The organism is Cupriavidus sp. CuC1, assembly GCF_044627735.1.
Taxonomy (GTDB): domain Bacteria; phylum Pseudomonadota; class Gammaproteobacteria; order Burkholderiales; family Burkholderiaceae; genus Cupriavidus; species Cupriavidus ulmosensis.
This window is the reverse complement of sequence record NZ_JBIUHC010000105.1, coordinates 1-23,342: the sequence shown is the minus strand read 5'-3', so window position 1 is coordinate 23,342 and position 23,342 is coordinate 1. Positions and strand designations below refer to the sequence as shown.

Annotated in this window: 23 protein-coding genes; 10 read left to right on the top strand and 13 right to left on the bottom strand. The window is 66.5% G+C overall.

Annotated features, from left to right (window positions below; all coding sequences use genetic code 11):
* Positions 1 to 517: 517 nt before the first annotated feature.
* Both ACGLHR_RS34550 and ACGLHR_RS34545 read left to right on the top strand, forming a co-directional pair.
* A complete protein-coding gene (locus ACGLHR_RS34550; RefSeq protein WP_400099504.1) occupies positions 518 to 1,684 on the top strand; it encodes a two-component system response regulator in 1,167 nt (388 codons plus the stop codon).
* Entirely contained in the window at positions 1,681 to 5,535 is a 3,855-nt protein-coding gene (locus tag ACGLHR_RS34545) for a response regulator (protein ID WP_400099502.1), read from the top strand. Before ACGLHR_RS34550 ends, ACGLHR_RS34545 begins: the two co-directional genes overlap by 4 nt.
* 66 nt (positions 5,536 to 5,601) lie before the next feature.
* Here ACGLHR_RS34545 and ACGLHR_RS34540 read toward each other — a convergent pair whose 3' ends face one another.
* On the bottom strand, positions 5,602 to 6,651 hold the full coding sequence (locus tag ACGLHR_RS34540; protein ID WP_400099500.1) for a DMT family transporter: 1,050 nt from the start codon (positions 6,649 to 6,651) through the stop codon (positions 5,602 to 5,604).
* Between the two features lie 119 nt (positions 6,652 to 6,770).
* Between ACGLHR_RS34540 and ACGLHR_RS34535 the strand changes: the two genes are divergently transcribed.
* From ACGLHR_RS34535 to ACGLHR_RS34520, 4 genes are all read left to right on the top strand, one after another.
* On the top strand, positions 6,771 to 7,298 hold the full coding sequence (locus ACGLHR_RS34535; protein WP_400099498.1) for a hypothetical protein: 528 nt from the start codon (positions 6,771 to 6,773) through the stop codon (positions 7,296 to 7,298).
* Positions 7,299 to 7,399: 101 nt separating this feature from the next.
* Positions 7,400 to 8,347 carry a DMT family transporter gene (locus tag ACGLHR_RS34530; RefSeq protein WP_400099496.1) on the top strand — a complete coding sequence of 316 codons (948 nt, stop codon included), beginning with the start codon at positions 7,400 to 7,402 and terminating at the stop codon, positions 8,345 to 8,347.
* Positions 8,348 to 8,415: 68 nt separating this feature from the next.
* Positions 8,416 to 8,865, top strand: a complete 450-nt coding sequence (gene nikR, locus ACGLHR_RS34525; protein WP_400099495.1) for a nickel-responsive transcriptional regulator NikR — start codon at positions 8,416 to 8,418, stop codon at positions 8,863 to 8,865.
* A gap of 88 nt (positions 8,866 to 8,953) precedes the next feature.
* Positions 8,954 to 11,047 carry a TonB-dependent receptor gene (locus ACGLHR_RS34520; RefSeq protein ID WP_400099493.1) on the top strand — a complete coding sequence of 698 codons (2,094 nt, stop codon included), beginning with the start codon at positions 8,954 to 8,956 and terminating at the stop codon, positions 11,045 to 11,047.
* Positions 11,048 to 11,068: 21 nt separating this feature from the next.
* On the opposite strand, the gene ACGLHR_RS34515 is transcribed toward ACGLHR_RS34520, so the two are convergent.
* Together ACGLHR_RS34515 and ACGLHR_RS34510 are read right to left on the bottom strand one after the other, a co-directional pair.
* Positions 11,069 to 11,509, bottom strand: coding sequence for a GFA family protein (locus ACGLHR_RS34515; protein ID WP_400099491.1), 441 nt, complete (start codon positions 11,507 to 11,509; stop codon positions 11,069 to 11,071).
* A gap of 82 nt (positions 11,510 to 11,591) precedes the next feature.
* A complete protein-coding gene (locus ACGLHR_RS34510; RefSeq protein WP_400099490.1) occupies positions 11,592 to 11,975 on the bottom strand; it encodes a hypothetical protein in 384 nt (127 codons plus the stop codon).
* Positions 11,976 to 12,147: 172 nt separating this feature from the next.
* Between ACGLHR_RS34510 and ACGLHR_RS34505 the strand changes: the two genes are divergently transcribed.
* Positions 12,148 to 12,825 (top strand): alpha/beta hydrolase, encoded by a 678-nt coding sequence (locus tag ACGLHR_RS34505; RefSeq protein ID WP_400099488.1) that lies wholly within the window; start codon positions 12,148 to 12,150, stop codon positions 12,823 to 12,825.
* Positions 12,826 to 12,845: 20 nt separating this feature from the next.
* Here ACGLHR_RS34505 and ACGLHR_RS34500 read toward each other — a convergent pair whose 3' ends face one another.
* Positions 12,846 to 14,333, bottom strand: coding sequence for a DHA2 family efflux MFS transporter permease subunit (locus tag ACGLHR_RS34500; RefSeq protein ID WP_400099520.1), 1,488 nt, complete (start codon positions 14,331 to 14,333; stop codon positions 12,846 to 12,848).
* A 183-nt stretch (positions 14,334 to 14,516) separates the two neighbouring features.
* On the opposite strand from ACGLHR_RS34500, the gene ACGLHR_RS34495 reads away from it, so the two are divergent.
* A complete protein-coding gene (locus ACGLHR_RS34495; protein ID WP_400099486.1) occupies positions 14,517 to 14,960 on the top strand; it encodes a MarR family winged helix-turn-helix transcriptional regulator in 444 nt (147 codons plus the stop codon).
* Positions 14,961 to 15,062: 102 nt separating this feature from the next.
* Positions 15,063 to 15,515 (top strand): hypothetical protein, encoded by a 453-nt coding sequence (locus ACGLHR_RS34490; RefSeq protein ID WP_400099484.1) that lies wholly within the window; start codon positions 15,063 to 15,065, stop codon positions 15,513 to 15,515.
* A 78-nt stretch (positions 15,516 to 15,593) separates the two neighbouring features.
* Here the strand turns inward: ACGLHR_RS34490 and ACGLHR_RS34485 are convergent, their stop codons facing one another.
* The 7 genes from ACGLHR_RS34485 to ACGLHR_RS34455 form a co-directional block, all read right to left on the bottom strand.
* Entirely contained in the window at positions 15,594 to 15,710 is a 117-nt protein-coding gene (locus tag ACGLHR_RS34485; protein ID WP_400099482.1) for a helix-turn-helix transcriptional regulator, read from the bottom strand.
* Between the two features lie 229 nt (positions 15,711 to 15,939).
* On the bottom strand, positions 15,940 to 16,314 hold the full coding sequence (locus ACGLHR_RS34480) for a DUF1484 family protein (RefSeq protein ID WP_318234167.1): 375 nt from the start codon (positions 16,312 to 16,314) through the stop codon (positions 15,940 to 15,942).
* Positions 16,315 to 16,463: 149 nt separating this feature from the next.
* The gene (locus ACGLHR_RS34475; RefSeq protein WP_400099480.1) at positions 16,464 to 17,654 is read right to left on the bottom strand and encodes a glycerate kinase; all 1,191 of its coding nucleotides are present in this window, start codon (positions 17,652 to 17,654) and stop codon (positions 16,464 to 16,466) included.
* A gap of 119 nt (positions 17,655 to 17,773) precedes the next feature.
* Positions 17,774 to 18,670: a 2-hydroxy-3-oxopropionate reductase gene (glxR, locus tag ACGLHR_RS34470; protein WP_400099478.1), complete on the bottom strand. Its 897-nt coding sequence runs from the start codon at positions 18,668 to 18,670 to the stop codon at positions 17,774 to 17,776.
* 109 nt (positions 18,671 to 18,779) lie between these two features.
* Positions 18,780 to 19,571 carry an HpcH/HpaI aldolase/citrate lyase family protein gene (locus ACGLHR_RS34465; protein ID WP_400099476.1) on the bottom strand — a complete coding sequence of 264 codons (792 nt, stop codon included), beginning with the start codon at positions 19,569 to 19,571 and terminating at the stop codon, positions 18,780 to 18,782.
* A gap of 224 nt (positions 19,572 to 19,795) precedes the next feature.
* The gene (locus ACGLHR_RS34460; protein ID WP_400099474.1) at positions 19,796 to 20,491 is read right to left on the bottom strand and encodes a fumarylacetoacetate hydrolase family protein; all 696 of its coding nucleotides are present in this window, start codon (positions 20,489 to 20,491) and stop codon (positions 19,796 to 19,798) included.
* A gap of 35 nt (positions 20,492 to 20,526) precedes the next feature.
* Positions 20,527 to 20,949 (bottom strand): VOC family protein, encoded by a 423-nt coding sequence (locus ACGLHR_RS34455; RefSeq protein WP_318234162.1) that lies wholly within the window; start codon positions 20,947 to 20,949, stop codon positions 20,527 to 20,529.
* 144 nt (positions 20,950 to 21,093) lie between these two features.
* Between ACGLHR_RS34455 and ACGLHR_RS34450 the strand changes: the two genes are divergently transcribed.
* The gene (locus ACGLHR_RS34450; RefSeq protein ID WP_400099472.1) at positions 21,094 to 21,966 is read left to right on the top strand and encodes a LysR substrate-binding domain-containing protein; all 873 of its coding nucleotides are present in this window, start codon (positions 21,094 to 21,096) and stop codon (positions 21,964 to 21,966) included.
* 423 nt (positions 21,967 to 22,389) lie between these two features.
* Here ACGLHR_RS34450 and ACGLHR_RS34445 read toward each other — a convergent pair whose 3' ends face one another.
* Positions 22,390 to 22,539, bottom strand: coding sequence for a hypothetical protein (locus ACGLHR_RS34445; RefSeq protein ID WP_400099470.1), 150 nt, complete (start codon positions 22,537 to 22,539; stop codon positions 22,390 to 22,392).
* A 24-nt stretch (positions 22,540 to 22,563) separates the two neighbouring features.
* Positions 22,564 to 23,259, bottom strand: coding sequence for a glutathione S-transferase family protein (locus ACGLHR_RS34440; RefSeq protein WP_400099468.1), 696 nt, complete (start codon positions 23,257 to 23,259; stop codon positions 22,564 to 22,566).
* Positions 23,260 to 23,342: the final 83 nt, after the last annotated feature.

The window sequence follows — 23,342 nt, the reverse complement described above, 5'->3', positions numbered from 1 at the left end:
GAGAGACGGGCCTCGAAGCCTGCATGGATTCGCTGTCGATCGGACACTGTGGCGGCGCGTCGTCCAGACCCGCCGGCAATGCGGGCGAGTCTTTTGACGTAATCGGCGAACATTGAAATGACTGCGGGGTGTCAGCGTCAATGCCATGCGATCGATGTCCGTGGTTCCTGGGAAGCCCACTTCGGTGGGCTTTTTTCTTGTGCCAGGCCCTCACCAGCGTGTGCCGGTCGGCTTCGGTGCGGCTTCGGTGTGGAGTTAACGGCCGTAGGCGCCAATACTTGATCCCCTCCGCAAGAGGGGGGTGAATTGCGACGCAAGATGTCCGTTATGGCAAGGCAGGGGCCGGGATGCGCCTAGCGTTGTTGCGTCCCGTGCAATCTGTGGCCTAGCCCGGGCGAGAGGCGAACCGGTGCGAGTAATCCGCTATGTCAAAGCAATATGACGGCATGTCTTTCGAAGCGCGCCGGAAACGCCGTCGTATTGCCTGCCCGGCAAGTATCCCGACCTGAATCTCCCCATGCGCTCTGATATTTCCGATGCCCAGCCCACGATTCTCGTGGTGGATGATCTTCCAGAAAACATCGCGATGATGGCCGCGTTGCTTCAGGATCGCTATCGGGTGAAGGTGGCGACCTCGGGCAGTGCGGCGGTGCGCATCGCCACGGCGGCGCCGCCAAGCCTGATCTTGCTTGACGTGATGATGCCGGACATGGACGGCTACGAAGCGTGCCGGCAGCTCAAGGCGAACCCGGCCACCGTGGACGTGCCGGTGATCTTCCTGACGTCCCGTACCGGCGAGCACGACGAGACGCGCGGGTTCCAGGTGGGCGCGGTGGACTACATCATGAAGCCGCTCAGCCCGTTGGTGATGCACGCGCGCATCGCCACCCATCTCACCCTCAAGAACGCCAGGGATTTCCTCCGCGACAAGTCGGCCTACCTGGAGCAGGAGGTGCAGCGGCGGCTGCGGGAGATCTCCATGATCCAGGACGTCACCATCATGGCCATGGCTTCCCTGGCGGAGACGCGCGACAACGAGACCGGCAACCACCTGCGGCGCACCCAGCACTACGTGCGCCGGCTGGCGCAGGCGCTGCGGCACCATCCGCGCTTTTGCGAGGAGCTCAACGACGAAACCATCGAGTTGTTGTTCAAGTCGGCGCCGCTGCATGACATCGGCAAGGTCGGCATCCCCGATCGCATCTTGCTCAAGCCCGGCAAGCTGACCCCCGACGAGTTCGAGGTCATGAAGACCCACACCACGCTGGGCCGGGATGCCATTGCGCATGCCGAGGCCCAGTGCGGCACCCCCAACTCCTTCCTGCGCTACGCCCGCGAGATTGCGCACTATCACCAGGAGAAATGGAATGGCAGCGGCTACCCGGATGGGTTGTCGGGCGATGCGATTCCCGTATCGGCGCGCCTGATGGCGATCGCCGACGTCTACGATGCGCTGATCAGCCGGCGCGTCTACAAGCCCGCATTTCCGCACGAGCAGGCGGTACGGATGATCGGCGAAGGGCGCGGCAGCCATTTCGATCCGGACATGGTGGACGCGTTCCTGGCCATCGCGCCTGAGTTCCTGGCCATTTCGCAGCGCTACGCGGACACCGCCGCGGACCATGCGCGCGAGGTGGCATTGCTGGCCGCCAACGGCTATCCCGCCACCACGCCAGAAGCATGATGGCCCCATCTGCCTCTGGATTCCTGGCTGCCTGGCGCAGGCGGGCGGCCACGCGCGCTGGTATCCGGCGCTATGCCTATCCCATGCTGCTGGTGATGACCGTCTGCCTGCTTGCCGGCGGCGCCACCCAGCTGGTGTACGAGAACGACCGGGCCAACCTGGGCGCGCGCGTGGAGTCGATGCTGGCGACGAACGCGCGGCTGCTGGGGCTCTGGAGTGGCGAGCAACAGCGGCGGGTCGAGCGGATAGCGCGCCTGCCGGAGGCGCTCAGGTTCGCGCGCCCGCTGCTCTCGGCGCCAGGCCAGCCGTTGCCGGATGGCGAGGCGGTGGCCAGGTTTGAACGGTGGGTGACACCGGTCTTCCAGAGCAACGGCTACCTGGGTTATGTCCTGGCTACGCCGGACCTCAAGATCGTGGCGTCGGAGCTGCCGGGCCGCGCTGGCCGCCAGCTCTTGCCGGAACCCTCGCGGACAGCCCGGCGGGCGCTGGAGGAGAGCAGCGCGGCCTCGCCGCCCTATCCGGCCCCGGAACGAACCCGCGACCCGTGGGGCACACTGGTCGACCTGCCGTTCCAGGTGGTGTGCGCCCGGCTGCTGGACGCGGGACGCGCCATCGGCGTGCTGTGCCTGCGGCTGGATCCCGGCGCCGTGATGCTGCCCATCATCGCGGCCGGCCAGTTCGGCCGCACCGGTGAGCTCTACGCCATCGACGCCCAGGGCCGGCTGGTGTCACCCAGCCGCTTCGGCCCCGAGCTGGAGGCCAAGGGCCGGCTGGCGCCGGGTACCGCATCCATGCTCAATGTATGGGCCCGGGTCCCCGGGCAAACCGGCAAGGACGGGGGCAAGGACGGGGGCAGCGCCCAGCCGGGCGGCCCGCTGACCCTGGTTGCCGAGCGCTTGTTGCGCGACCATTCCTCGGTGCTCGCCTACGACTATGCCGACTACCGTGGCCAGCGGGCCGCGGGCGCAGGCATCTGGGTCGCTGGCCTGGAGATGGGCTTGATCGTGGAACAGGAAATGGACGAAGCGTTCGCCCCGTACCTGTTCACCCGCAACGTGCTGGCGGCACTGACGGCCATCATCCTGCTGCTGATCGGCGCCGCCACGTGGATCGTGCGGCGCGAGGGCAGGCGGCTGGCGGAAAGCCAGGAAAGGATGCGCGCGATGCTCGAGCACTCACCCGCCATCATGTCGCTCAAGGACCGCGATCACGCCATGCTGGCCCTCAACCCGGCAATGCAGGCGCTGCTCGGCGCGAGCGAGGGCGAAGTCCTGGGCCGGTCCGACTGGGATTTCGGCTCCAACCCTGATGTCGCGCGGGCACGCCGGGAAATGGAGGTGCGCGTGATGTCCTCGGGCAAGGCCGAGGAGCACGTCTACGCGATGCGCACGCCCCATGGCGAGCGCCATCTCCAGGTGACGCGCTTCCCGGTGCGAAACCCGGCTACCCATGAGGTGGTGGGGATCGGCGCGGTGGGCATCGATATCACGGAGCAGGTCGAGGCCAACCATCGGCTGACCTCGTTGTCCCAGACGCTGGAGCGCCGCGTGGAGGAGCGCACGTGGGAGCTCGCCCAGGCCAACGCGGAACTGGTCGTGGCCAAGCAGGCCGCGGAGAGCGCCGCGCATGCCAAGGCCAGCTTCCTGGCCAATATGAGCCACGAGATCCGCACCCCGATGAACGCGGTGATCGGCATGGCGCATCTGGCGCTGCGCACGCGGCTCGATGACAAGCAGCGCGGCTACCTGGAAAAGATCCAGCATTCCGGCCAGCATCTGCTCGAGATCATCGACGACATCCTAGACCTGTCGAAGATCGAGGCCGGCAAGCTGGAGATCGAACGGGTCGATTTTTCGCTGGAGCGGATGCTGCGCACGGTGAGCGACCTGGTGGCCGAGCGGGCCGTTGCCAAGCACCTCGAGTTGATCGTCGAGGTCGCCCCGGACGTGCCGGACTCGCTGCGCGGCGATCCGCTGCGCCTGCGGCAGATCCTGATCAACTTCGCCAACAACGCGGTGAAGTTCACCCATCAGGGCGAAATCGTCATTCGCGTCGAGCGCCACGGCGCCGGCGAATCCCAGCCCCGCATCCGCTTGCGCTTCGAGGTGCGCGACACCGGCATCGGCATCGACGCGGCTACCAGCTCGCGCCTGTTCCAAAGTTTCGAGCAGGCCGACGCCTCCACGACCCGGCGTTACGGCGGCAGCGGCCTGGGCCTGGCCATCTGCCGCCGTCTGGTGGCGTTGATGGGCGGCACCCTCGGGGTGGAAAGCACCCCGGGCCAGGGCAGCAACTTCTGGTTCGAGCTGGACCTGCTGGCGGGCAAGAAGCGGCCTGCCAGCGCCATGGTCGCGCCACAACTGGCGGGCTGCCGCCTGCTGGTGGCGGACGATCACGACTACGCCCGCCAGGTCATCATTGCCATGCTGCGCAACTTTGGCTTCCGCGTGGACGAGGCCGCCTCAGGCCGGGCCGCGCTGGCAAAGATCGCGCAGGCCGACGAAGCCGCCGATCCCTACCAGGCCGTGTTCATCGACTGGAAGATGCCCGGCCTCGACGGCATCGAGACCGCCCGCCATATCGACGTCATGCGCCTGCGCCACCCGCGCCCGCGCCGCGTCATGATTACCGCCCATGGCCGTGAGGAAGTCTTGCGCGAAGGCGAGCGATCCGGCTTTGACGCGACGCTGATCAAGCCGGTGAGCGCATCCCTGCTGCTGGAGGCGACGGTGCGCACGCTGGCCCCGGACAATGATGCACCGCCGGAGGCGGCGGAGCCGCAATCGGCGGCGCTCGACGGCATGCCAGCGTTGCCGAGCGCGCGCGTGCTGCTGGTCGAAGACAACGACATCAACCGGGAGGTCGCGGTTCACTTGCTGCAGGCCGCGGGCATCTACCCCGATACGGCCGAGAACGGCGCCGTTGCGCTGAACCTGCTCCAGGCCGGCGCCTACGACCTGGTCCTGATGGACGTGCAGATGCCCGTGATGGACGGGTTTGAAGCCACCCGCCACATCCGCGAGCAAGAGGCGTTCGCGAGCCTGCCGGTGGTGGCGATGACGGCCAACGCGTTGCCGGAGGACCGGGCGCGCTGCCTGGCGGCCGGCATGAACGACCATATCGCCAAGCCGATCAGCCCGCCGGCCTTCTACGCCATGCTGCGCCAGTGGCTGGCCGTGCCGGGCGGCGACGACGCGGCCCCGCCAGCCGGGTCCCAGCCAGCCTGGGTGGGCGCGCTGGCGAGTTCCCCGCATCTTGACGTAGCCGGCGGCCTAGGCCGCGTCAGCGGCCGCGCGGAAGTCTACCGGCAGTTGCTTGAGCGCTTTGCCAGCGGCTACGCCGACATGCCGGACCGGATCGGCGAGCGGCTGGCCCGCGGCGAGCGCGACGGCGCGTTGTCGCTCGCGCACTCGCTCAAGGGCCTGGCCGCCAATCTCGGCGCCATGGCGATCTCGAGCGCGGCGGCCACGCTGGAGGCGAGCCTGCAGCTACCCCACGCGCCCGGGCGCCCCGATCCCGTCACGCTGCTGGCGGCCTTGCGCACCACCTTCGTGCCATTGCTGGCGACCTTGCGCACGCACCTGCCAACCGAGCCCGTAGCGGTGGATGCCGGCGCGCCGGATGCCTTTGGACCTGTTGCGGATCCCGATGTTACGCTGGAGGCCGTGCTCAAGATCCTGCGCGAGCAGCTGGAAGAGGGCGACAGCGCCGCCAACAACACGTTTGCCCGCTACCGGGACGTCTTTGCCCACCTGCTGTCCGCCGATGGCTGCCAGCGCTTGCAGGCGCAAGTCGAGCGCTACGACTACCTGGCCGCGCTGGCCACGCTGGACGGCGGCATCGCGCCATAGGCATAGGCAGGGCCGCCGGCGCCGCTGCGGCGTGTCCGTGCCTCGGTGCCTGGGTGCCTCGGCGCCTCAGTGCGAGTGCCGGTGATGCGTATCCGGATAGTGCGGGTGCTTGTGCACCAGCGGCTCGTGCCGGTGCAAGTGCCGGTGCGGCTCCTGCTCATCCCAGTCGAAGGCGTGCTCGTGCTGGTGGTGCGCATCGTGGCGATGCGCGTGGCTGTGCTCGGTCGCCTCGTGGCTGTGCTCGTGCTCATGATGCTCGCGCAGGTGCAGCCACACGCCCAGCGCCATCAGCGCCGCCGCCACGTAGAACACCGGCTGCGGAGCCTGCGGCCACATGCCGAACGCGATCACCACGCCGAACAGCGGCGCTACGGAGAAATACGCGCCGGTGCGGGCGGTCCCCAGCAGCCGCAGTGCGATGACGAACAGCGCCAGGCTCACGCCGTAGCCGAGGAACCCGATGATCATGGCCGCGCCCAGCGCGGGCAGCGCCGGCAGGTGGTCACCGCCGGCCAGTGCCAGCCCGGTGTTGCACAGGCCGGCAACCAGCCCCTTGATGCAGGCGATCAGCATGGCGTCGTTGCTTGACACCTTGCGCGTCAGGTTGTTGTCGATGGCCCAGCACAGGCACGCGCCGACGATCAGCAAGGCGCCGGCGGACAACCGCAGGCTGCCCGGCTGCCAGGACAACAGCAGGCCGCCCGCCACGATGGCAAGCATGCCAAGGACGATGTGGCGGCTGGCGTTTTCCCTGAAGACCAGCCAGGCGATCAGCGCGGTGAATACCCCTTCCACGTTCAGCAGCAGGGAGGCCGATGCCGCGTTGGTGCTGGCCAGGCCGGTCATCAGCAGGGCCGGCCCCGCCACGCCGCCGGCCAGGATGGCGCCCAGCAGCCATGGCGTCTCGTGGCGCGGCACGGTGAGCGGGCTTGCGGCGGCGCCGGTCATGCTGCGCCGCAGCGCCAGCAGGATGCCAAGCCCCAGCCCGCTGCCCAGGTAAAGCAGGCCGGCCAGCAGCAACGGCGGGATCGACCCGGCCAGGGCCTTTGCAAGTGGCGTACTTGCCCCAAACAGCAGGGCGGCGGCCAGGGCGGGGGCGGCGGTTCGGATGGCCATGGGCAAGGCGGAAAGGCGTGGCAATGCCGTATTGTCGCTCCACGGCATGGTGCCGGCGGATACTATATATTCCAGTCTTGGACGCCATGCCAGGCATGGCGGTTTCCACTCTGGATGCTATGAAAACACCATCGCAATACGTGGGCGGCTGGTTGATCTGCGCGGCTGCGCTGTTGATGCTGCCTGCCTGCGCCATCCTGCAGCCGGTGCAGGAAGGCCAAAAACTGATCGGCTCCCCGGAAAGCGCGGTGCGCGCGACCTTCGGCGAGCCCACCGGTGTCTACCGGCTGGCCGACGGCTCCGCGCGCTGGATCTACTCCAAGCAACCGCTGGGCTACGAGGCCTACGCGGCCGATTTCGATGCCAGCGGAAAACTCACGAACTTCCGGCAGATGCTGGTCACTGCCGAGATCTACCAGGCCAAGGTCGATAGCTGGACCAAGCGCGACGTGGAGGAGCATTTTGGCAAGCCGCTTGAGCCGGTGCAGTACTACCCGCTGATGCAGCGCGATGTCTGGTCCTATCGCTTCCGCCAGGACGGCAACCTGTCCTCTCTGTTCAATTGCTACTTCGACAAGCAGGGCATCCTGCGGCAGGTGCAGATCACGCTGGATCCGCTGGGAGGGGATTCCAGCCGGGCGCCTTGATGTGCGCTGGCGTGGCCTGCAATCCATGCTTCGTCACAAGCTGAAACGTTCTCCCGCATCGCGCGCCCACAATGGCGACGATGCCCATCGGAGAGAACGCCATGCCAGCCTCACCCAGCGCGGATGCACGCGCAAACCGCGCCCAAGCCGCCAGCGGCCCCGCGCTGGACCTGGCCCTGCTGCTGGCCTTGTCCACCCTCTGGGGCGCGTCTTACACATTCATCCGGCTTGGCGTGGCCACGATTCCCCCGGTCACGCTGATTGCGGCCAGGACGTTGATGGCCGGTGCGTTGCTGGTGGCGTGGATGGCGGCAAGAGGCCTGCCGATCCCGCGCGGCGCGGCAGTCTGGCGCCGCTTTGCGGTACAGGCCATGCTCAACAGCGTGGTGCCGTTCACGCTCATCGCGTGGGCCGAGCAGTCGGTGCCAGCGGGGCTGGCGACGATCCTGAACGCCGCGTCGCCGGTGATTGCCGTACTGGGCACGTGGCTGGTCACGCGCCATGAGCGCATCACGGCGCGCAAGCTGTCCGGCGTGGTGGCGGGGCTCGCGGGCATCTGCCTGATCGTCGGCACCAGCGTGCTGGGCGGGCTTGGGCAGCAGCTGGTGCCGCAGCTTGCGATCGTTGCCGCTACCGTCTGCTATGCCGGCGCGGCAATATATGGCCGCTCCTTCAAGGACCTGCCCGCCGCCGCGCCCGCCGCGGGCTCGATGATCGTCGGGGCGGCGATACTGGTGCCGGCAAGCCTGGCCATCGACCGGCCCTGGACGCTGCATCCGTCGCTGTCATCGCTTGGCGCGCTCCTGGCGCTATCCGTGTTCTCGACCGCGCTGGCCTTTGTCATCTACTTCCGCCTGGTACGCACGCTGGGGCCGGTGGGCACCACGGCGCAAGCCTATCTGCGCGTGCCGATCGGGGTTGCCATCGGCATCGTGTTTCTTGGGGAATCGCTGACTGCGGGGGCATGGGCAGGACTGGCGTGTGTCGTCGCCGGCGTAGCCGCCATGACGATGCCTGCGCGGCACCGGACAGGCCGGCAACAGGACTAGGCCGCGGCCGAGGGGTATATTGTGGATCGCGCCAGCCAGGCACTCCGTCCGGCACTCTTCCCCACACCATGGAACGCTTCACAATTTCGCTCGACAACCAGCTCGCCGCCGAATTCGACCGGCTGATTTCCGAGCGTGGCTATGACAACCGCTCCGAAGCGGTGCGCGACATCCTGCGCAGCCACCTGGACCGCTGGCGCGAGGCCTGCGATGCCGACGGCCCGTGCGTGGCCAACCTGTCCTACGTCTACAACCACCACGAGCGCGAGCTTGCCGAGCGGCTGACCCGCATCCAGCATGCCCATCACGACCTGACGATCTCGTCCATGCACGCGCACCTGGACGCTGACAACTGCATCGAGACGGTGATCCTCAAAGGCCCGGCCAGCGCGGTCAGGCAACTGGCGGATGCCATCAGCAGCGAGCGCGGCGTGCGCCAGGGCAAGCTCAATATCGTGATGGTCGAAGCTGACCCCAGCCACGCGCATTCGCATGCGCATCCGCATTCGCACGACTGAAAACGCATAGGGACTTCTGCACTGGCACGGTGCACGCGTGCAGGTATGAAGTTTGCTAAAAACTTCATACGTTTTCATATAATAAAAAATGCGCGCGTCCGTTTTTGCCACCCTGCTCGCCCATGCCAGCCTCGTCGTCATCCACCCTGCCATCGCCGGCGGCCTGCAGCAGGGTGATGCACAGCTGCAGGCCGTCACCGTCCGCGGCTCCAAGGAGGAAGCCGTCGCCACGGGCGAGGCCGCCAGCCAGGGCTATGTCACGCGCGAGCAACTGGAGAACCGGCCATTGCTGCGTCCTGGCGAATTGCTCGAGACGGTGCCCGGGCTGATCGTCACGCAGCACAGCGGCGACGGCAAGGCCAACCAGTACTTCCTGCGCGGCTTCAACCTCGACCACGGCACCGACCTGGCCACCACCATAGCAGGCATGCCCGTCAACATGCGGACCCATGCCCATGGCCAGGGCTACACCGACCTCAATTTCGTCATCCCCGAACTGGTCAACGGCATTGCCTACAAGAAGGGCACGTACTTCGCGGAAGAGGGCGACTTCTCGGCCGCTGGCGCGGTTCGGATGGATTATGTCTCCAGCCTGCCGCAAGGCATCGCGCAGGTGGAGCTTGGCCAGCACAGCTATCGGCGCGCGCTGCTGGCCGACTCGTTCCAGGCCGGACCGGGCACGCTGCTCTATGGCTTCGAATGGCTTGGCGAGAACGGCCCGTGGGTGCTGCCGGAAGGCGTGCACAAGCTCAACGGGGTGCTGCGCTACACCTTGCCGCTGGGCGGCGGCGAGCGCCTGGGCATCACGGCGATGGCCTACAAGAACGCCTGGAACGCGACGGACCAGGTGCCGCAGCGCGCCATCGACCAAGGGCTGATTTCGCGCTTTGGCTATATCGATCCCACCGACGGTGGCGCCTCGTCGCGCTACAGCCTGTCCGCCGACTGGCTGCGCCCGCTGCAGGACGGCCACCTCAAGGCCAACGCCTACGTGGTCAAAAGCCGCCTGCAATTGTTCTCCAACTTTACCTATGCGCTGAACAACTCCGAGCACGGCGACCAGTTCGAGCAGTTCGAGAACCGCGTAACCACGGGTGCCAATGTATCGCGCACCTGGTTCGGCAAGCTGGCCGGGCGCGACGCCGAGACCGAGGTCGGCGCGCAGCTGCGCTATGACCGGCTCGATCCCATCACGCTCAACAACACTGAGGCGCGGCAGGCTTACCAGCAGATTCGCGGCGACCGCGTCAACGAAACCAGCGCGGCGCTGTACGCGCGCAATACCGTGCAGTGGCTGCCCTGGCTGCGCACGGTGGCGGGCTTGCGCGCCGACCAGTTCCGGTATGGCGTTGCCAGCGATAATCCCGCCAATTCCGGCAACGGCAGCGACCACATCGTCAGCCCCAAGCTGAGCCTGGTGCTCTCGCCCACGGCCAGGACCGATGTGTTCTTCAACTGGGGTCGCGGATACCACAGCAACGATGTACGCGGCGCCACCACCACGGTTGATCCCGCCACGGGAGATCCTGCGCGGAAGGTCAGCGTGCTGGTGCCCGCCACGGGCTATGAGCTGGGTGTACGCACGAGCGAGGTGTTGCCCGGCTTGCAGTTGTCGGCATCGCTGTGGCGCCTCGATATCGGCTCCGAGCTGGTGTTCTCGGGCGACACCGGCACCACCGAGCCCAGCCGGCCGAGCCGGCGCACGGGCATCGAGCTCGCGGCGTACTACGTGCCGGTGGAGGGCATCATTGTGGATGCGGACGCCGCGTTTTCCCGCGCGCGGTTCCGCGATCACGAGAGCATTGGCGACTACATTCCGGAATCCATCCAGACCACCGCATCGATGGGCTTGTCCGCCAACCGCGGCCGCTGGTCGGTCGGCGCGCGCATGCGTTATTTTGGCCCGCGCCCGCTGGTCGAGGACAACAGCGTGCGTTCCGCCTCGTCGTTCCTGGTCAACTTCAAGCTGGGCTATCGCGTGCACAAGAACGTGCGGATTTTTGCGGAAGTGCTCAACGTGCTGGGCAAGCGGGCCAACGACATCGACTACTACTATGCCTCCCTGCTCAAGGGAGAGACTTCGCCGGTCGACGCCAGCGCTGCGGCTGCCGGCATCAACGACCACCATCGCCACCCTGCCGAGCCGCGTACGCTGCGCGTGGGCGTCACCTGGAGCTTCTGAGGGCGGCCTCCGGCCCCTGGCTCAGAACCCGGCCTTGTGCACCGGGCCATCCCAGCCGTCGAGGTACTTGGGCAGCGCGTCGTCGACTTCCACCACGCGATGGCGGTAGAACAGGTGCATGGCCGGCCGCAGCGCGTCCGGCAGCACGCCGCCGCAGGCCCGCGCGAAGAGGTTGTTCGGGATCACCGACATGCCCAGCCGGTTGATGCCAAAGAGCGTCTCGCCGCACTGCGGGCAAAACTGGCGCTGGAGCTGCCGGGTCGCATGGTGATAGGTGGCCAGGTGTTGCGCGCCGCGCGCCACCACCACGTTGGCCGGCTCCCAGGCCGTGGCGGCGAATATCGGCGTGGCATAGAAATCCCGGCAGGCCTGGCAATGGCAATTGGCTCTTGCCACCGGTTCCCCGGCAATGCGCAGCCGCACCTGGCCGCAAAGGCACTCCAACGTAGCGGGAATCTGCATTGGCGCTGTCTCCTGTTGTTTGAATGGCGGAGTGCATTCTACTTGGCAGCGGCGCAGGCTGCAGGGCGTCCCCCCGGGGCGCTTATCCTGCCAGGGCCGCATCCAGCATGGCGCCGAACAACCCGATCAGCAGCGCGATGGCCGAGGCGATGAACCAGCGCACCGTCTTGCGGTACTCGGGCACCTGGTCGTCCTCGACCCGCAGCGAGCGGAACAGGGCGATGATCTGCAGGCACACGGCCGCCACCAGCGAGGTGGCGGCGAACAACGCCTGGATGCTCCAGCGGCCGGGGCTCTCGAAGCCCCAGAAGCGCCAGAACGCCAGCGAAAAGCCCAGCAAGACCGTGATGGCGGTGATGATGCCTTGCCGGTAGCCGGCCGGCACGACCTGGGGTGGCGCGCTTGCCGCCTTGGGGGCGGGCGGCGGCGGGACGGCGGGAGCGGGATCGGCTTGAGGGGCGGTCATGGGTTGTCCTACTCCTGATCGGTGCCGCAAGGCCATGGAAGTGATGCAACGAGTATAGGCACCGGCCGGCTCCGACCGTCTCCGGCATTACAATGCCGCTTCAAAGCCGCAGCCTTGCCCGCAAAGCTGACCGGCCTCGTTTTTTTCGCCTACGCCTTATCCCCGACCACTTATGTCCTCGCTTTCTCCCTCAGGCAATCGCATCTGGTTCGATGGCGCCGCCGGCAGCATCGAAGCCCTGACGGATGCGCCCCAAGGCCCGATCCGCGCGATCGCCGTCGTGGCGCACCCGCATCCGCTGCTGGGCGGCAGCGCGGAGCACAAGATCCCGGTGGCGCTGGCCAGGATCTTCCAGGCACGCGGCTTCCTTGCCGTGCGGCCGAATTTCCGGGGCGTGGGCGGCACGCAAGGCAGCCACGATGCGGGAGAGGGCGAGACGGACGACTTGCTTGCCGTGGTCCGGCAGATCAAAGAGGCGCACCCGGGCCTGCCGCTGGCGCTGGCGGGATTCTCGTTCGGCGCGTATGTGCAGACGCGCGTGGCGCAGCGCTTGCTGGAGAGCGGCGAGCCGGTCTCGCACCTGATCCTGGCCGGCATGCCGGCCGGGCCGGCGGCCGGCGGGCGCTCGTACGACACGCCCACGGTGCCGGCCGATGCCTTTGTCATCCACGGCGAGAACGACGCCAATGTGCCGCTGCAAGCGGTGTTCGACTGGGCGCGCCCGCAGGAGCTGCCGGTCGTGGTGGTGCCCGGCGCAAACCATTTTTTCACCGGGAAGCTGCCGGTATTCCAGCGCGCCGTGGCCCAATACCTCGATACCCGGCAGCGAATCGCCGGGGCCGCAAGTTAAAGACGCGTCGGTCAGGCGCGTCAGTCCATGGCCGCGTGCGCGACGGCATCGTCGTCGACGTGGCGCGTGGGCTTGATCAGCAGGATGAGCGGTACCACCAGCAGCGTGGCAAGGAACATGACCTTGAAATCGTTGAGGTAGGCGATCATCGCGGCCTGCTGGTTGATCGACTGGTTGAGCATGGCCAGGTCATAGCGCGAGCCGCTTGCCAGCAGCGATTGCAGGGCCGGGTTGTACACGCTCACGTGGGCCGCCAGGTCGGCGTGGGCCACCTGCGTGTTGCGCGTCATCAAAGTCTGGATCACGGAGATGCCGATGCTGCTGCCGATATTGCGCATCAGGCTGTAGGTGGCCGTGCCGTCCGCGCGCAGCTCCGGCGCGAGCGTGGAGAATGTCAGCGCACTCAGCGGCACGAACACCAGCCCCAGGCCAAAGCCCTGGATGATGCCGGGCCAGACGATATCGGACACCGACAGCACCACGGTGTACTGCATCATCTGCCACAGCGCGAAAGCGGAAATCAGGAAGCCTGCAAACAGCAGCACGCGGGCATCGATCCGCTTGAGCAGCCGCCCGGCCAGCAGCATGGAGAGCATGGTGCCGGCGCCGCTTGGCGCGGTGACCAGCCCGGTGGTGGCCACGGGATAGCCCATCAGGTTCTGCAGCATCGGCGGCAGCAAGGCGCGGGTGGCGTACATGACCGCGCCGATCACGAAGATAAAGCAGGCGCCGGTGGCAAAGTTGCGGTCCTTGAGCAACTGGTACCGGAAGAATGACTTGGGCCCGGCCGTGGCGGTGTGCGCCAGGAAGTACAGGAAGCTGACCCCCGCCAGGATGGCCTCGATGCGGATCTCCAGCGAGCCGAACCAGTCGAGCTGTTCACCGCGGTCGAGCATGGCCTGGAGCGCGCCGATGGCCAGGCCAAGCGTGATGAAGCCAAACGCATCGAACTTCACGGCCCGCGCCGGCGCCCGGTTGGGCAGGAAGGACATCACGCCGAACAACGCGAATGCGCCAATCGGCACGTTGATGAAAAATACCCATCGCCAGTTGTAGCTGTCGGTCAGCCAGCCGCCCAGCGTCGGGCCCAGGATGGGCCCCACCATCACGCCCATGCCCCACACCGCCATCGCCTGCCCCTGCTTCTCGCGGGGGTTGATATCCAGCAGGATGGATTGCGACAACGGCACCAGCGACGCCCCGAAAATGCCCTGCAGCAGCCGCGACGCCACGATCTGCGCCAGGGTGTCCGACATCCCGCAGAACGCGGAGGCAATGGTAAAGCCGGTGATCGAGATGGCTAGCAGGCGCTTGACGCTGAGCCGGTCGGACAGCCAGCCGGTGAGCGGCGTGGCGATCGCGGCAGCGACGATGTACGAGGTCAGCACCCAGGTGATCTCGTCCTGCGACGCCGACAGGCTGCCTTGCATGTGCGGCAGCGCCACATTGGCGATGGTGCTGTCGAGCGTCTGGATCAGGGTCGCGGCCATGATCGCGATGGTGATCATTGGACGGTTGAGCGGCATTTCTACGCGCCCGGCTACCGCTTCGAAAGACATGGATAAGACAACCTGCTGGAGAGTTGTGGCTAGATGATAAGCATGCTTATTATAGGGCCACGCCACCGCGTGGCAAGCTGCTTCTTGCCGGCGCGCCGGCTTGCCCGAAGGAGATCTTTGTACAATCGCGCCATGGAAACGAAACTGGAAAAACGCTTTGGCTTCCTGGTCTCGGACGTTGGCCGCCTCAACGGCAAGCGCTTCGATGAACTGGCCAAGTCGTCCCTCGATCTCACCCGGGCGCAATGCCGCGCACTCGCCTACCTGTCGCACTATGGTGAAGTCAACCAGGTGCGGCTGGCCGAACTGCTGGAAGTCGCGCCGATTTCGGCGGGACGCCTGCTTGACCGGATGGAAGAGGGCGGCTGGATCGAACGCGTGCCCAACCCGGAAGACCGCCGCGAGCGCCTGGTGCGCATGACGCCCAAGGCGGAAAAGGCACTGGACAAGGCCCGGCGGGTCGGCGACGAGGTAGCGGCGGAGGCGCTGGCCGGCCTCAGCGAGGCGGAGCGCGAACAACTGATCGGCCTGCTCCAGCGCGTGCGCCAAAACCTGGGCACGATCGTCGATCGTTGACGGCGGGCAGCAAGCGACCAGCAAGCCCCATCCAAAACCCCTAAAGTTCTCCGCCCCGGCGCCGATGATCAGGTTATCCCAAACTCAACGGATAACCCCAACATGTCGGGCATCAGCGCAGTCACGCCGCAAGTGACGCTTCCCGGCTCCACCACCCCGGTCAAGGCCTCGTCGGCCGGGGCCGCGGATACCCAGGCCGGCAGCACGGCCTCAACCGCGCCCGTCGGTGGCCCGGCGGCTGGCGCCGGCGCGGGCAAGGCTGGTGGCGGTGGAAGCAGCAGTAGCAGTAGCAGCAGTACCGAATCCGATACCGTCAAGGAACTGAAGAAGCAGATCGCCGCGCTGCAAAAGCAGTTGGCGCAGGAGCAGCGCCAGCTCCAGTCCGTGCAGGCCAGCAAGATGCGCGACGAAGCGAAGGTGGCTGCCATGGCCGCGGCGCAATCGGAGATCGCCAGCACGTCGGCGTCGCTGCAAACCGCGACCGGTGCGCTCGCGCAGGCATTGCAGGCGCAGGGCGGCAGCACCTCGGGCTCCATGGTCGACACCACGGCGTAAGCCAGGCAGCGAACTGGCCCGGCGGGTAGCACGTAGCGGCTATCGGCGCGGGCCGTGCCGCCGCCGATGCGCGTCCCGCTACGGCAGCATGCCGTGCGAGCGCGCTGCGGACAGCGGCTGCGTGCGCGAGTTGATGGCGAGCTTTTTGTAGATGTTCCGGGTGTAGGATTCCACCGTCAGCCTGGACAAGAACAAGGGGGCTTGGGGCTCCACAACTGGGGTGGGCTCATCCACATGAATGTGGAATGCGGCGCTAAAAGGCTTACTTGAGAATGCGTTCTATCAGGATTTTTTAAAGAATTCTATTTAAATCAAATCCGATTCGCATAACCGCTGGCATAGCGTCACGGCTTGCGATGTCTTCGACCTGGAGGCCACGGCCCTGTGGAGCGGCAGTCGCGGTTCTGGCCCGGCTGCCGGCGTCTCAGACCAGTCGAGCCACGTCTTCCACGGCATCATCCAGCTGCAGCTTCAGCAACTTGAGCAAGCAATACAAGCCGTAAGCCTCCTCCGTCTTCTCGCTCTGCAGTTCCGCTAGTTGCAGCAGGCTATCCATCCCGGCGCTGACGCTTTGCAACTCCGCGCAACTGTTGGTCATGCGTTCGCGCAGGCCGCGATCCTGCGTTTCGATCTGGTCGATCAGTTCGGATATGCGGGGCTGTTCCTCGGCATTGGCGGGACGTGTCATGCCGATCAGCTCGGCGATGAGATCGCCTTGCTTGCTGATGGCGAGGAGGGGGGCGGTGGGACTGTCGCTGTGGGCGGTCGAACTGGGGCCGGCTCGGGCGCTGGGATGCATGCAAGCTCCTTCAGGAGGGTGAGGCAATGGGAGGCAAGACCAGGCCGCCTGCTTCAACGCGAGAGTGGCGGACTCGCAAAAGCATACTGCTTCTGCGGCCGCTCACCTTTAGGAAATTTCTGGATTTGCAGGCAGGTTTGCCGTTGCTCTTAGTGCAAGGCGTCGCCCGCCTGGCGAGGGCGTCCATGTTCGAGCGGGTGCGTGCTGGCGAAGCGCAGCCTTGCCATCTGCTCCGCCGCATCCGCTAGCAAAGCACTCGCGTTGGCCATGGCCTGCTCGACGGTGATCGGGCCGGGCGCCAGGGAAAAGCAACCCGTGAAATGTGTCCCGAGGGCCGGCAGCGCGGCGGGGTCGATGGCACCGGAAAGTAGTGTGGCGGGCACGCCGCAGGCATGGGCGCGCTGGCAGGCGATCAACGGTGCCTTGCCGCTTAGCGTCTGCATATCGCTGCGCCCCTCGCCGGTGATCAGCCAGTCGGCGCCCGCGAGCGCGCCATCGAGGTCTACGCAGTCCGCCACGATGTCGGCGCCAGGGCGCATCTGCGCGCCAAGCATCAGCAAGGCGTAGCCCAGGCCGCCGGCCGCTCCCGCGCCCGCCGCGTCCATGGCGTGGCGCCCGAGCGCCGGCTCCAGCAGGCTGGCGTAGCCGGCGAGCGCGGCATCGATGGCATCCACATCCTGCGCTTGCACGCCTTTTTGCGGGCCGAACACGGCAGTGGCGCCCTGCGGGCCGGTCAGCGGGTTGGTGACGTCGCACATCGCCACCAGCCTCGTGGATGCCAGCCGCGGGTCGAGCTGGCTGGCATCGATTGCCGCCAGCTGCGGCAGTGCGGCGGGCGTGGGCAGGATGTCGTGGCCGTGCGCATCCAGCAGGCGCACCCCCAGGCCGTGCAGCAGGCCGGCGCCGCCGTCGTTCGTGCTGCTGCCGCCAAGGCCGACGAAGATCTCGCGCACGCCCAGGTCGAGCAGCGCCTTGATGGCATCGCCGAGGCAGGCCGTCGAGCGCTGCGCAACGGGGCATGCCATGCCCGCCGGATCGGTGATGCCGACGATCTCCGCGGACTCGATCACGGCGCGGTCGCCCGCGAGCAGCGCTACCGTGGCGGTGCGCGTCGTGCTGTCCGCGCCGCGCACCTGGATGCCGACGCGCTGGCCGCCGGCGGCCAGCATGGCGTCGATGGTGCCTTCGCCGCCGTCCGCCATCGGGCGTTGCCGGATCGTCGCCCCAGGCAGCGCGCGCTGGATCCCGGTGGCGATGGCGGTGGCGACCTGGTCGGCGGCAAGGGAGCCCTTGAACGAATCGGGGGCAATGACTATGAGGGGATTGGCAAGGCTTGGCATAAGGCTGGGCGAGGCAGACGGCGCTCGCCCAAGGGCAAGGGCCGTACCGGGGGAAGGGGGCTGGCAGGGCCGCTGCTGGCGCCGCCCTGACAAGCAAAGACGGCTGGTGAGGTGGGCCCTCAGTCTTTCTTCGAGGCTACTTCATGATTGGCCATCAGCTCAAGCGCGCGGACCAGTGCGGAGTGATCCCAATCCGAGCCGCCATGGCTTGCGCAGGCATTGAACAACTCCTGGCAGGTCGCCGTGTTCGGCAACGACACGCCCATCTCGCGCGCGTTCGACAGCGCGAGGTTCAGGTCCTTCTGGTGCAGCCCGATGCGAAAGCCCGGATCGAACGTCCGCTTGATCATGCGTTCGCCATGCACTTCCAGCACCTTGGACGACGCAAAGCCGCCCATCAGCGCCTGGCGCACGCGCGCCGGATCCGCGCCGGCCTTGGAGGCAAACAGCAGGGCCTCGGCAACCGCCTCGATGTTCAGTGCCACGATGATCTGGTTGGCCACCTTGGCGGTCTGCCCCGCGCCGTTGTCACCCACCAGCGTGATGTTCTTGCCCATCAGCTCGAACAGCGGGCGGACGGTCTCGAACGTCGCTTCCGGGCCGCCGACCATGATCGACAGCGTGGCATTGCGCGCGCCGACCTCGCCGCCGGACACCGGCGCATCCAGGTACTGGCCGCCGAGCGCGTTCACGCGCTCGGCGAAGCCCTTGGTGGCAATGGGCGAGATCGAACTCATGTCGACCACGATCTTGCCGGCGCTCAGCCCCGCGGCAATGCCGCCGTCATGGAACAGCGCGGCTTCTACATGGGGCGTGTCCGGCACCATCAGGAAGATCACGTCCGCGCGTTCGGCCACTTCCTTGCCGGAGTTGCAGGCGACGCCGCCGCTGTCCAGCAGGGATTGCGGCACGCCGCTGCGGCTGGACAGGCTGACTTCGTGCCCGCCTTTGATGAGGTTGGCGGCCATCGGGGTGCCCATGATGCCAAGGCCAATAAATCCAAGCTTCACTTTCATTCTCCGTTAGTCGATCTCAATGGCATCGCCCGCGCCGCCGGATGCCTGCGCAGCGGACACCGCGATGCCGGTGCCTCAAATCTCTTGTCCTGAATTTCCGGGATCCACCTCAGTATCCCGACGTTTCGCCGCCTGATGCCTGCCCGTCCCGCATCTGCGTCACCACTTGCCGGGCGCCGGCCGCCATCAGGCGCGCATCGGAGCCAACGGTGACGAACTGGAAGCCTTGCTCGATCCGGCGCAATGCCGCTTCCGGTGCGCCGTTGTGGATGCCGGCGACCACGCCGTGCGCCTTGGCGCGGGCCACCACGTGCGCGATCGCCTCCGCGACGGGCGGGTCGACATCGTCGAAGGTCGGGCGGCAACCGAGCGCGAGCGACAAGTCGGACGGGCCGATATAAACCGCATCGAGCCCTTCGACCGACAGGATGTCGTCCAGGTTATCCAGCCCCTGCTTGGTCTCGATCATCGCGAAGACAACGATGGTTTCGTTGGCGCGCTCGGGATAGTCGGGGCCGCCATACAGCATGCCGCGGATCGGCCCGAAGCTGCGCGTGCCCATCGGCGGGTAGTGGGTGGCGGCGACCAGGCGTTGCGCGTCTTCGCGTGTGTTGATCATCGGGCAGATCACACCGTACGCGCCAGCGTCGAGCACCTTCATCAGGATGCCCGGCTCGTTCCAGGGCACGCGCGCCACCGGCATGGTGTCGGTGGTGGAAATCGCCGTGAACAGGCTGAGGGCATCGCGGTAGTCCAGCGCGCCGTGCTGCAGGTCCACGGTGAGGGAGTCCCAGCCCTGGTGGGCCATGGTCTCCGCGGCAAAGCTGCTGGGGATGGACAGCCAGCCGTTGACGACGGCTTGCCCGTTCGTCCACATTTTCCGGATCCGGTTCTCGCGCATTGTGTCTCCTGCGGCTTAACTTATAGGTTATCGTACAACATGGGGCAAGTATAACCCTCGCACGCGCGTCGTCAAGCGAAGTGGCAAGGTTAAGGGAGGTTTGGGGAAAGTTTGGGAAGAGATCGTGCGCTCGGAGAGGTCCAAGGCAGGCGGGAATCGCGCTGAGGCCATGACATGGCTCGCGGTGAGCCATGTCATAAGATGTCTGACTAATTAAATACGTCTTAACGCTTGCCCACGCGGAAAGCGATCTCGCCAACACCCGCCACGCCGGCAGTCACTTCGTCGCCGGGTTGCAGCGCGCCGACGCCGGCCGGCGTGCCCGTGAAGATCAGGTCTCCCGGCGCCAGGGTCACGCTCTGCGAAACATAGGCAATGACATCGGCCACGGGCCAGATCAGCTCGTTCAGGTCGCCTTCCTGGCGCGTCTCGCCGTTGACCTTGAGCCACACGTGGCCTTCGCTGGGATGGCCGATGCTGGCCACGGGGTGCAGCGGGCCGCACGGGCCGGAGGCATCGAAGCCCTTGGACCAGTCCCACGGACGGCTCATCTTCTTGGCGGTGTCCTGCAGGTCGCGGCGGGTCAGGTCCACGCCCACGCCATAGCCCCAGACCAGGTCGAGCGCCTGCTCTGGCTGGATGTCCGCGCCGCCTTTGCCGATCGCCACCACCAGTTCGATCTCGTGGTGCAGGTTTTCCGTGAGCGGCGGATACGCCACCGTGCCTTCGGCGGCCACGACGGCGTCGGCCGGCTTGGTGAAGAAGAACGGCGGTTCGCGGTCCGGGTCATTGCCCATCTCGCGGGCGTGCGCGGCGTAGTTGCGGCCCACGCAGAACACGCGGCGGATGGGAAAGCGGGCGCTGCTGCCGGCCACGGCGACGCTCGCCTGTTCGGCGGGCTGGATAACGAATTCGGTCATGTCTGGGTCCGTCTGTGACGAAAGCGGGGGAGGGATTACTTGGCGAAGACCTGGCTGATGTCGCCAAAGGCCTTGAACTCCAGTGCGTTGCCCGACGGATCGAGGAAGAACATGGTCGCCTGCTCGCCGACCTGCCCCTTGAAGCGCACATGCGGCTCGATCACGAACTTCGTATCGGCAGCGCGCAGCTTTTCGGCCAACGCTTCCCAGGCATCCATGGACAGGATCGCGCCAAAGTGACGGACGGGCACCTCGTCGCCGTCGACGGCGCTGGTGGCGCGGTGGCCGCATTCTTCCGGCGCGAGGTGGGCGACGACCTGGTGGCCATAGAAATTGAAATCGATCCAGGCGTTGGAGCTGCGGCCTTCGGGGCAGCCGAGGAGCTCGCCGTAGAAGCGGCGCGCTTCTTCCAGGTCATTGACGGGAAAGGCCAGGTGGAACAAAGGGGTTGCGCTCATCAAAGGGGCTCTTGTGCGTGGGGTTGTGGGTGTGCGGCTGCGTTTGATTGTAATCAGCAGAAGTCGTAATATGAAACGAATGATTTCTGTGCTCAGCATCAAAAATTTCGATATGAATCACGCCATGTTCCCGGCGATCACCGCATGATCCGTTACTTCCGCACCTTCCTTGTGGCGGCGGAGACCTCGTCCTTTTCCGCCGCCGGCGCGCGCCTTGCCCTCACCCAGTCAGCGGTGAGCACCCAGATACGCCGGCTGGAGGAAGACCTTGGTTGCACGTTGTTCGACCGGGCCGGCAAATCGGTCGCGCTGAGCGAGGAGGGCCGCAAGCTGCTGCCCGAAGCCATGCGCTTTGTCGAGCTATACGAGTCCATGAAGGGCCGCGCGCATTCCGCCTCCGACACCACGCCGCTGGATCTTGGCGCCGTCTCCACCGTGCAGGCCACGCTGCTGCCCGGAGCCATGAAGCGCTTTCGCGCCGGATTTCCCAAGACGCACGTCAACATCGTCCCCGGCATGTCCACCCAGCTGCTGACCCAGGTCGATGCCCGCGAGCTCGACGTGGCGGTACTCATCAAGCCGAGGCTCGGCATTCCGCAGGAACTCAAATGGGTGCCGCTGATGCGCGAGCGCTTTGTCGGCATTGCGCCGGCGGGCTCGCCGCGCGACCTGAAAGCGGTGTTGGCGGCCATGCCGTTCATCCGCTACAACCGGCATTCCATGGGCGGGCAACTGGTGGACCGCTATCTGCGCCGGCACCGGCTGTGGGTGGAAGAGGGCATGGAGCTGGACGAGCCCGCCGTGATCCTGCACATGGTCGATGAGGGGCTGGGCTGCGCGATCATTCCGTCCGCGCTGGTGCCGCTGCGGGCGGCGCGTAACGTCGTGGAAATACCGTTGCCCGGTGAACCCATCTTCCGCGAGATCGGCGTGCTGGTCAGGCAGTCGTTGCTCAAGCGCGCGTCCATGGCGGCGCTGATCGATGCGCTTGTTGCCGAGACCGTGTGCGCAAGATGATGCCCTTGCCCGGGCCGCACAAGCCTTGCCGCGGCTTGCAAAAAAAACGCCCCGCGCGGCGGGAGCGCACGCGGGGCGAGCAGGACGAAATGGCGGCACCCGCAAGGGTGCTGCCGGGCCTGTAAAGCTTCGGATCCTCAAAGTGTTGGGTTCAGCCGTACCGCATCGCGTTTCGCGAGGTGCGGCAGCATCTTAAGCAGCGGGAAGGGGGATCAATGCGAGGAGGAGCAAGGCCATTGCGGCCTTATCCCGGCTTTTGGAACGGCGGCGCTGCCCGTCGCCGGTCAGGGCCGGCGGCACTGGGTCGGATGAACTGCCGCGTGCGTCACTCGGCGCCGGGGTGGCTCGTCAATTCGACGCACAGAGCCACACAGGGCCGCACATCGCCGGACAACGCAGTCTTGCCTTTCAATACGCAGTCATTCACTCCGCCAGGCTGGCCAGGAAGACTTGTTGCAAGGCCACCACGGGCGCAACCCATTGGTCCGGCGTGTCATAGTTGCCTGCCGCGACGGCCAGCGCGAAATCGAGATCCGGAAACACAAAGAGGCGTTGCCCGGCATCTGACGTCATCTCGCTAAACTTGTGTAAAAGGGATCAGGCAACTGGTGGCTCGTCCTCGAGAAAGCGCGCCGGGATGGCGTTCTTGATCGGGAACATGTGGAAGTAGGGGCGCGCCTCGGCCAGCACGCGCGCAACCGAAGGACGGGCCACCAGGCGTTCGAAATAGGCGGCCAGGTGCGGATGCGTTTGCGCGAACGGCACCACCACTGCCGCATAAAACAGCGCGGGTTCCGCGGCGCAGTCCGCCAGCGTGAAGTGCTCGCCGACCATCCAGGTGCGGCTGGCCATGCGCGGCTCGATCATGTCGTAGGCAGTGCGCAGCGCGGCTTGCGCGTCCGCCACGCCGCGTGGGTCGCGCTCTGCCTCGGCCCGTAGCTGGTCGCCCACGATCTTCTGCATCGGCAGGTGCACGTACAGGTCGAAGATGCGGTCCCACAGCCTTGCCTCGCGGCGCTCATCGTCGCCGGCCGGCAGCAGCGCTCGCGCACCCGGGTAGTGCTGGTCGAGGTAGTCGATGATGATCGTGGTTTCCGGCAGCGTCACGTCGCGCCCGTCGTCGCGCAGCACCGGCATCTTGCCGACGGGCCAGAGCGCCAGGAACGCGGCGCGCGAGTCCTTCTCGCCAAGGTTCACCACAACACCGGAAAACGGCGTCTGGTTTTCGTAGAGCGCGATCAGCGCCTTGTGGCAGAACGAAGACAGTGGATGGTAGTGGAGAGTCAGGGCCATGATGTTTGCTGTTCCATAAAATCTGCTCAAAGTTGAGCATTGGATTTATCCGCACTTCGTTGACGCGGCTTGCGCCGCCCAAC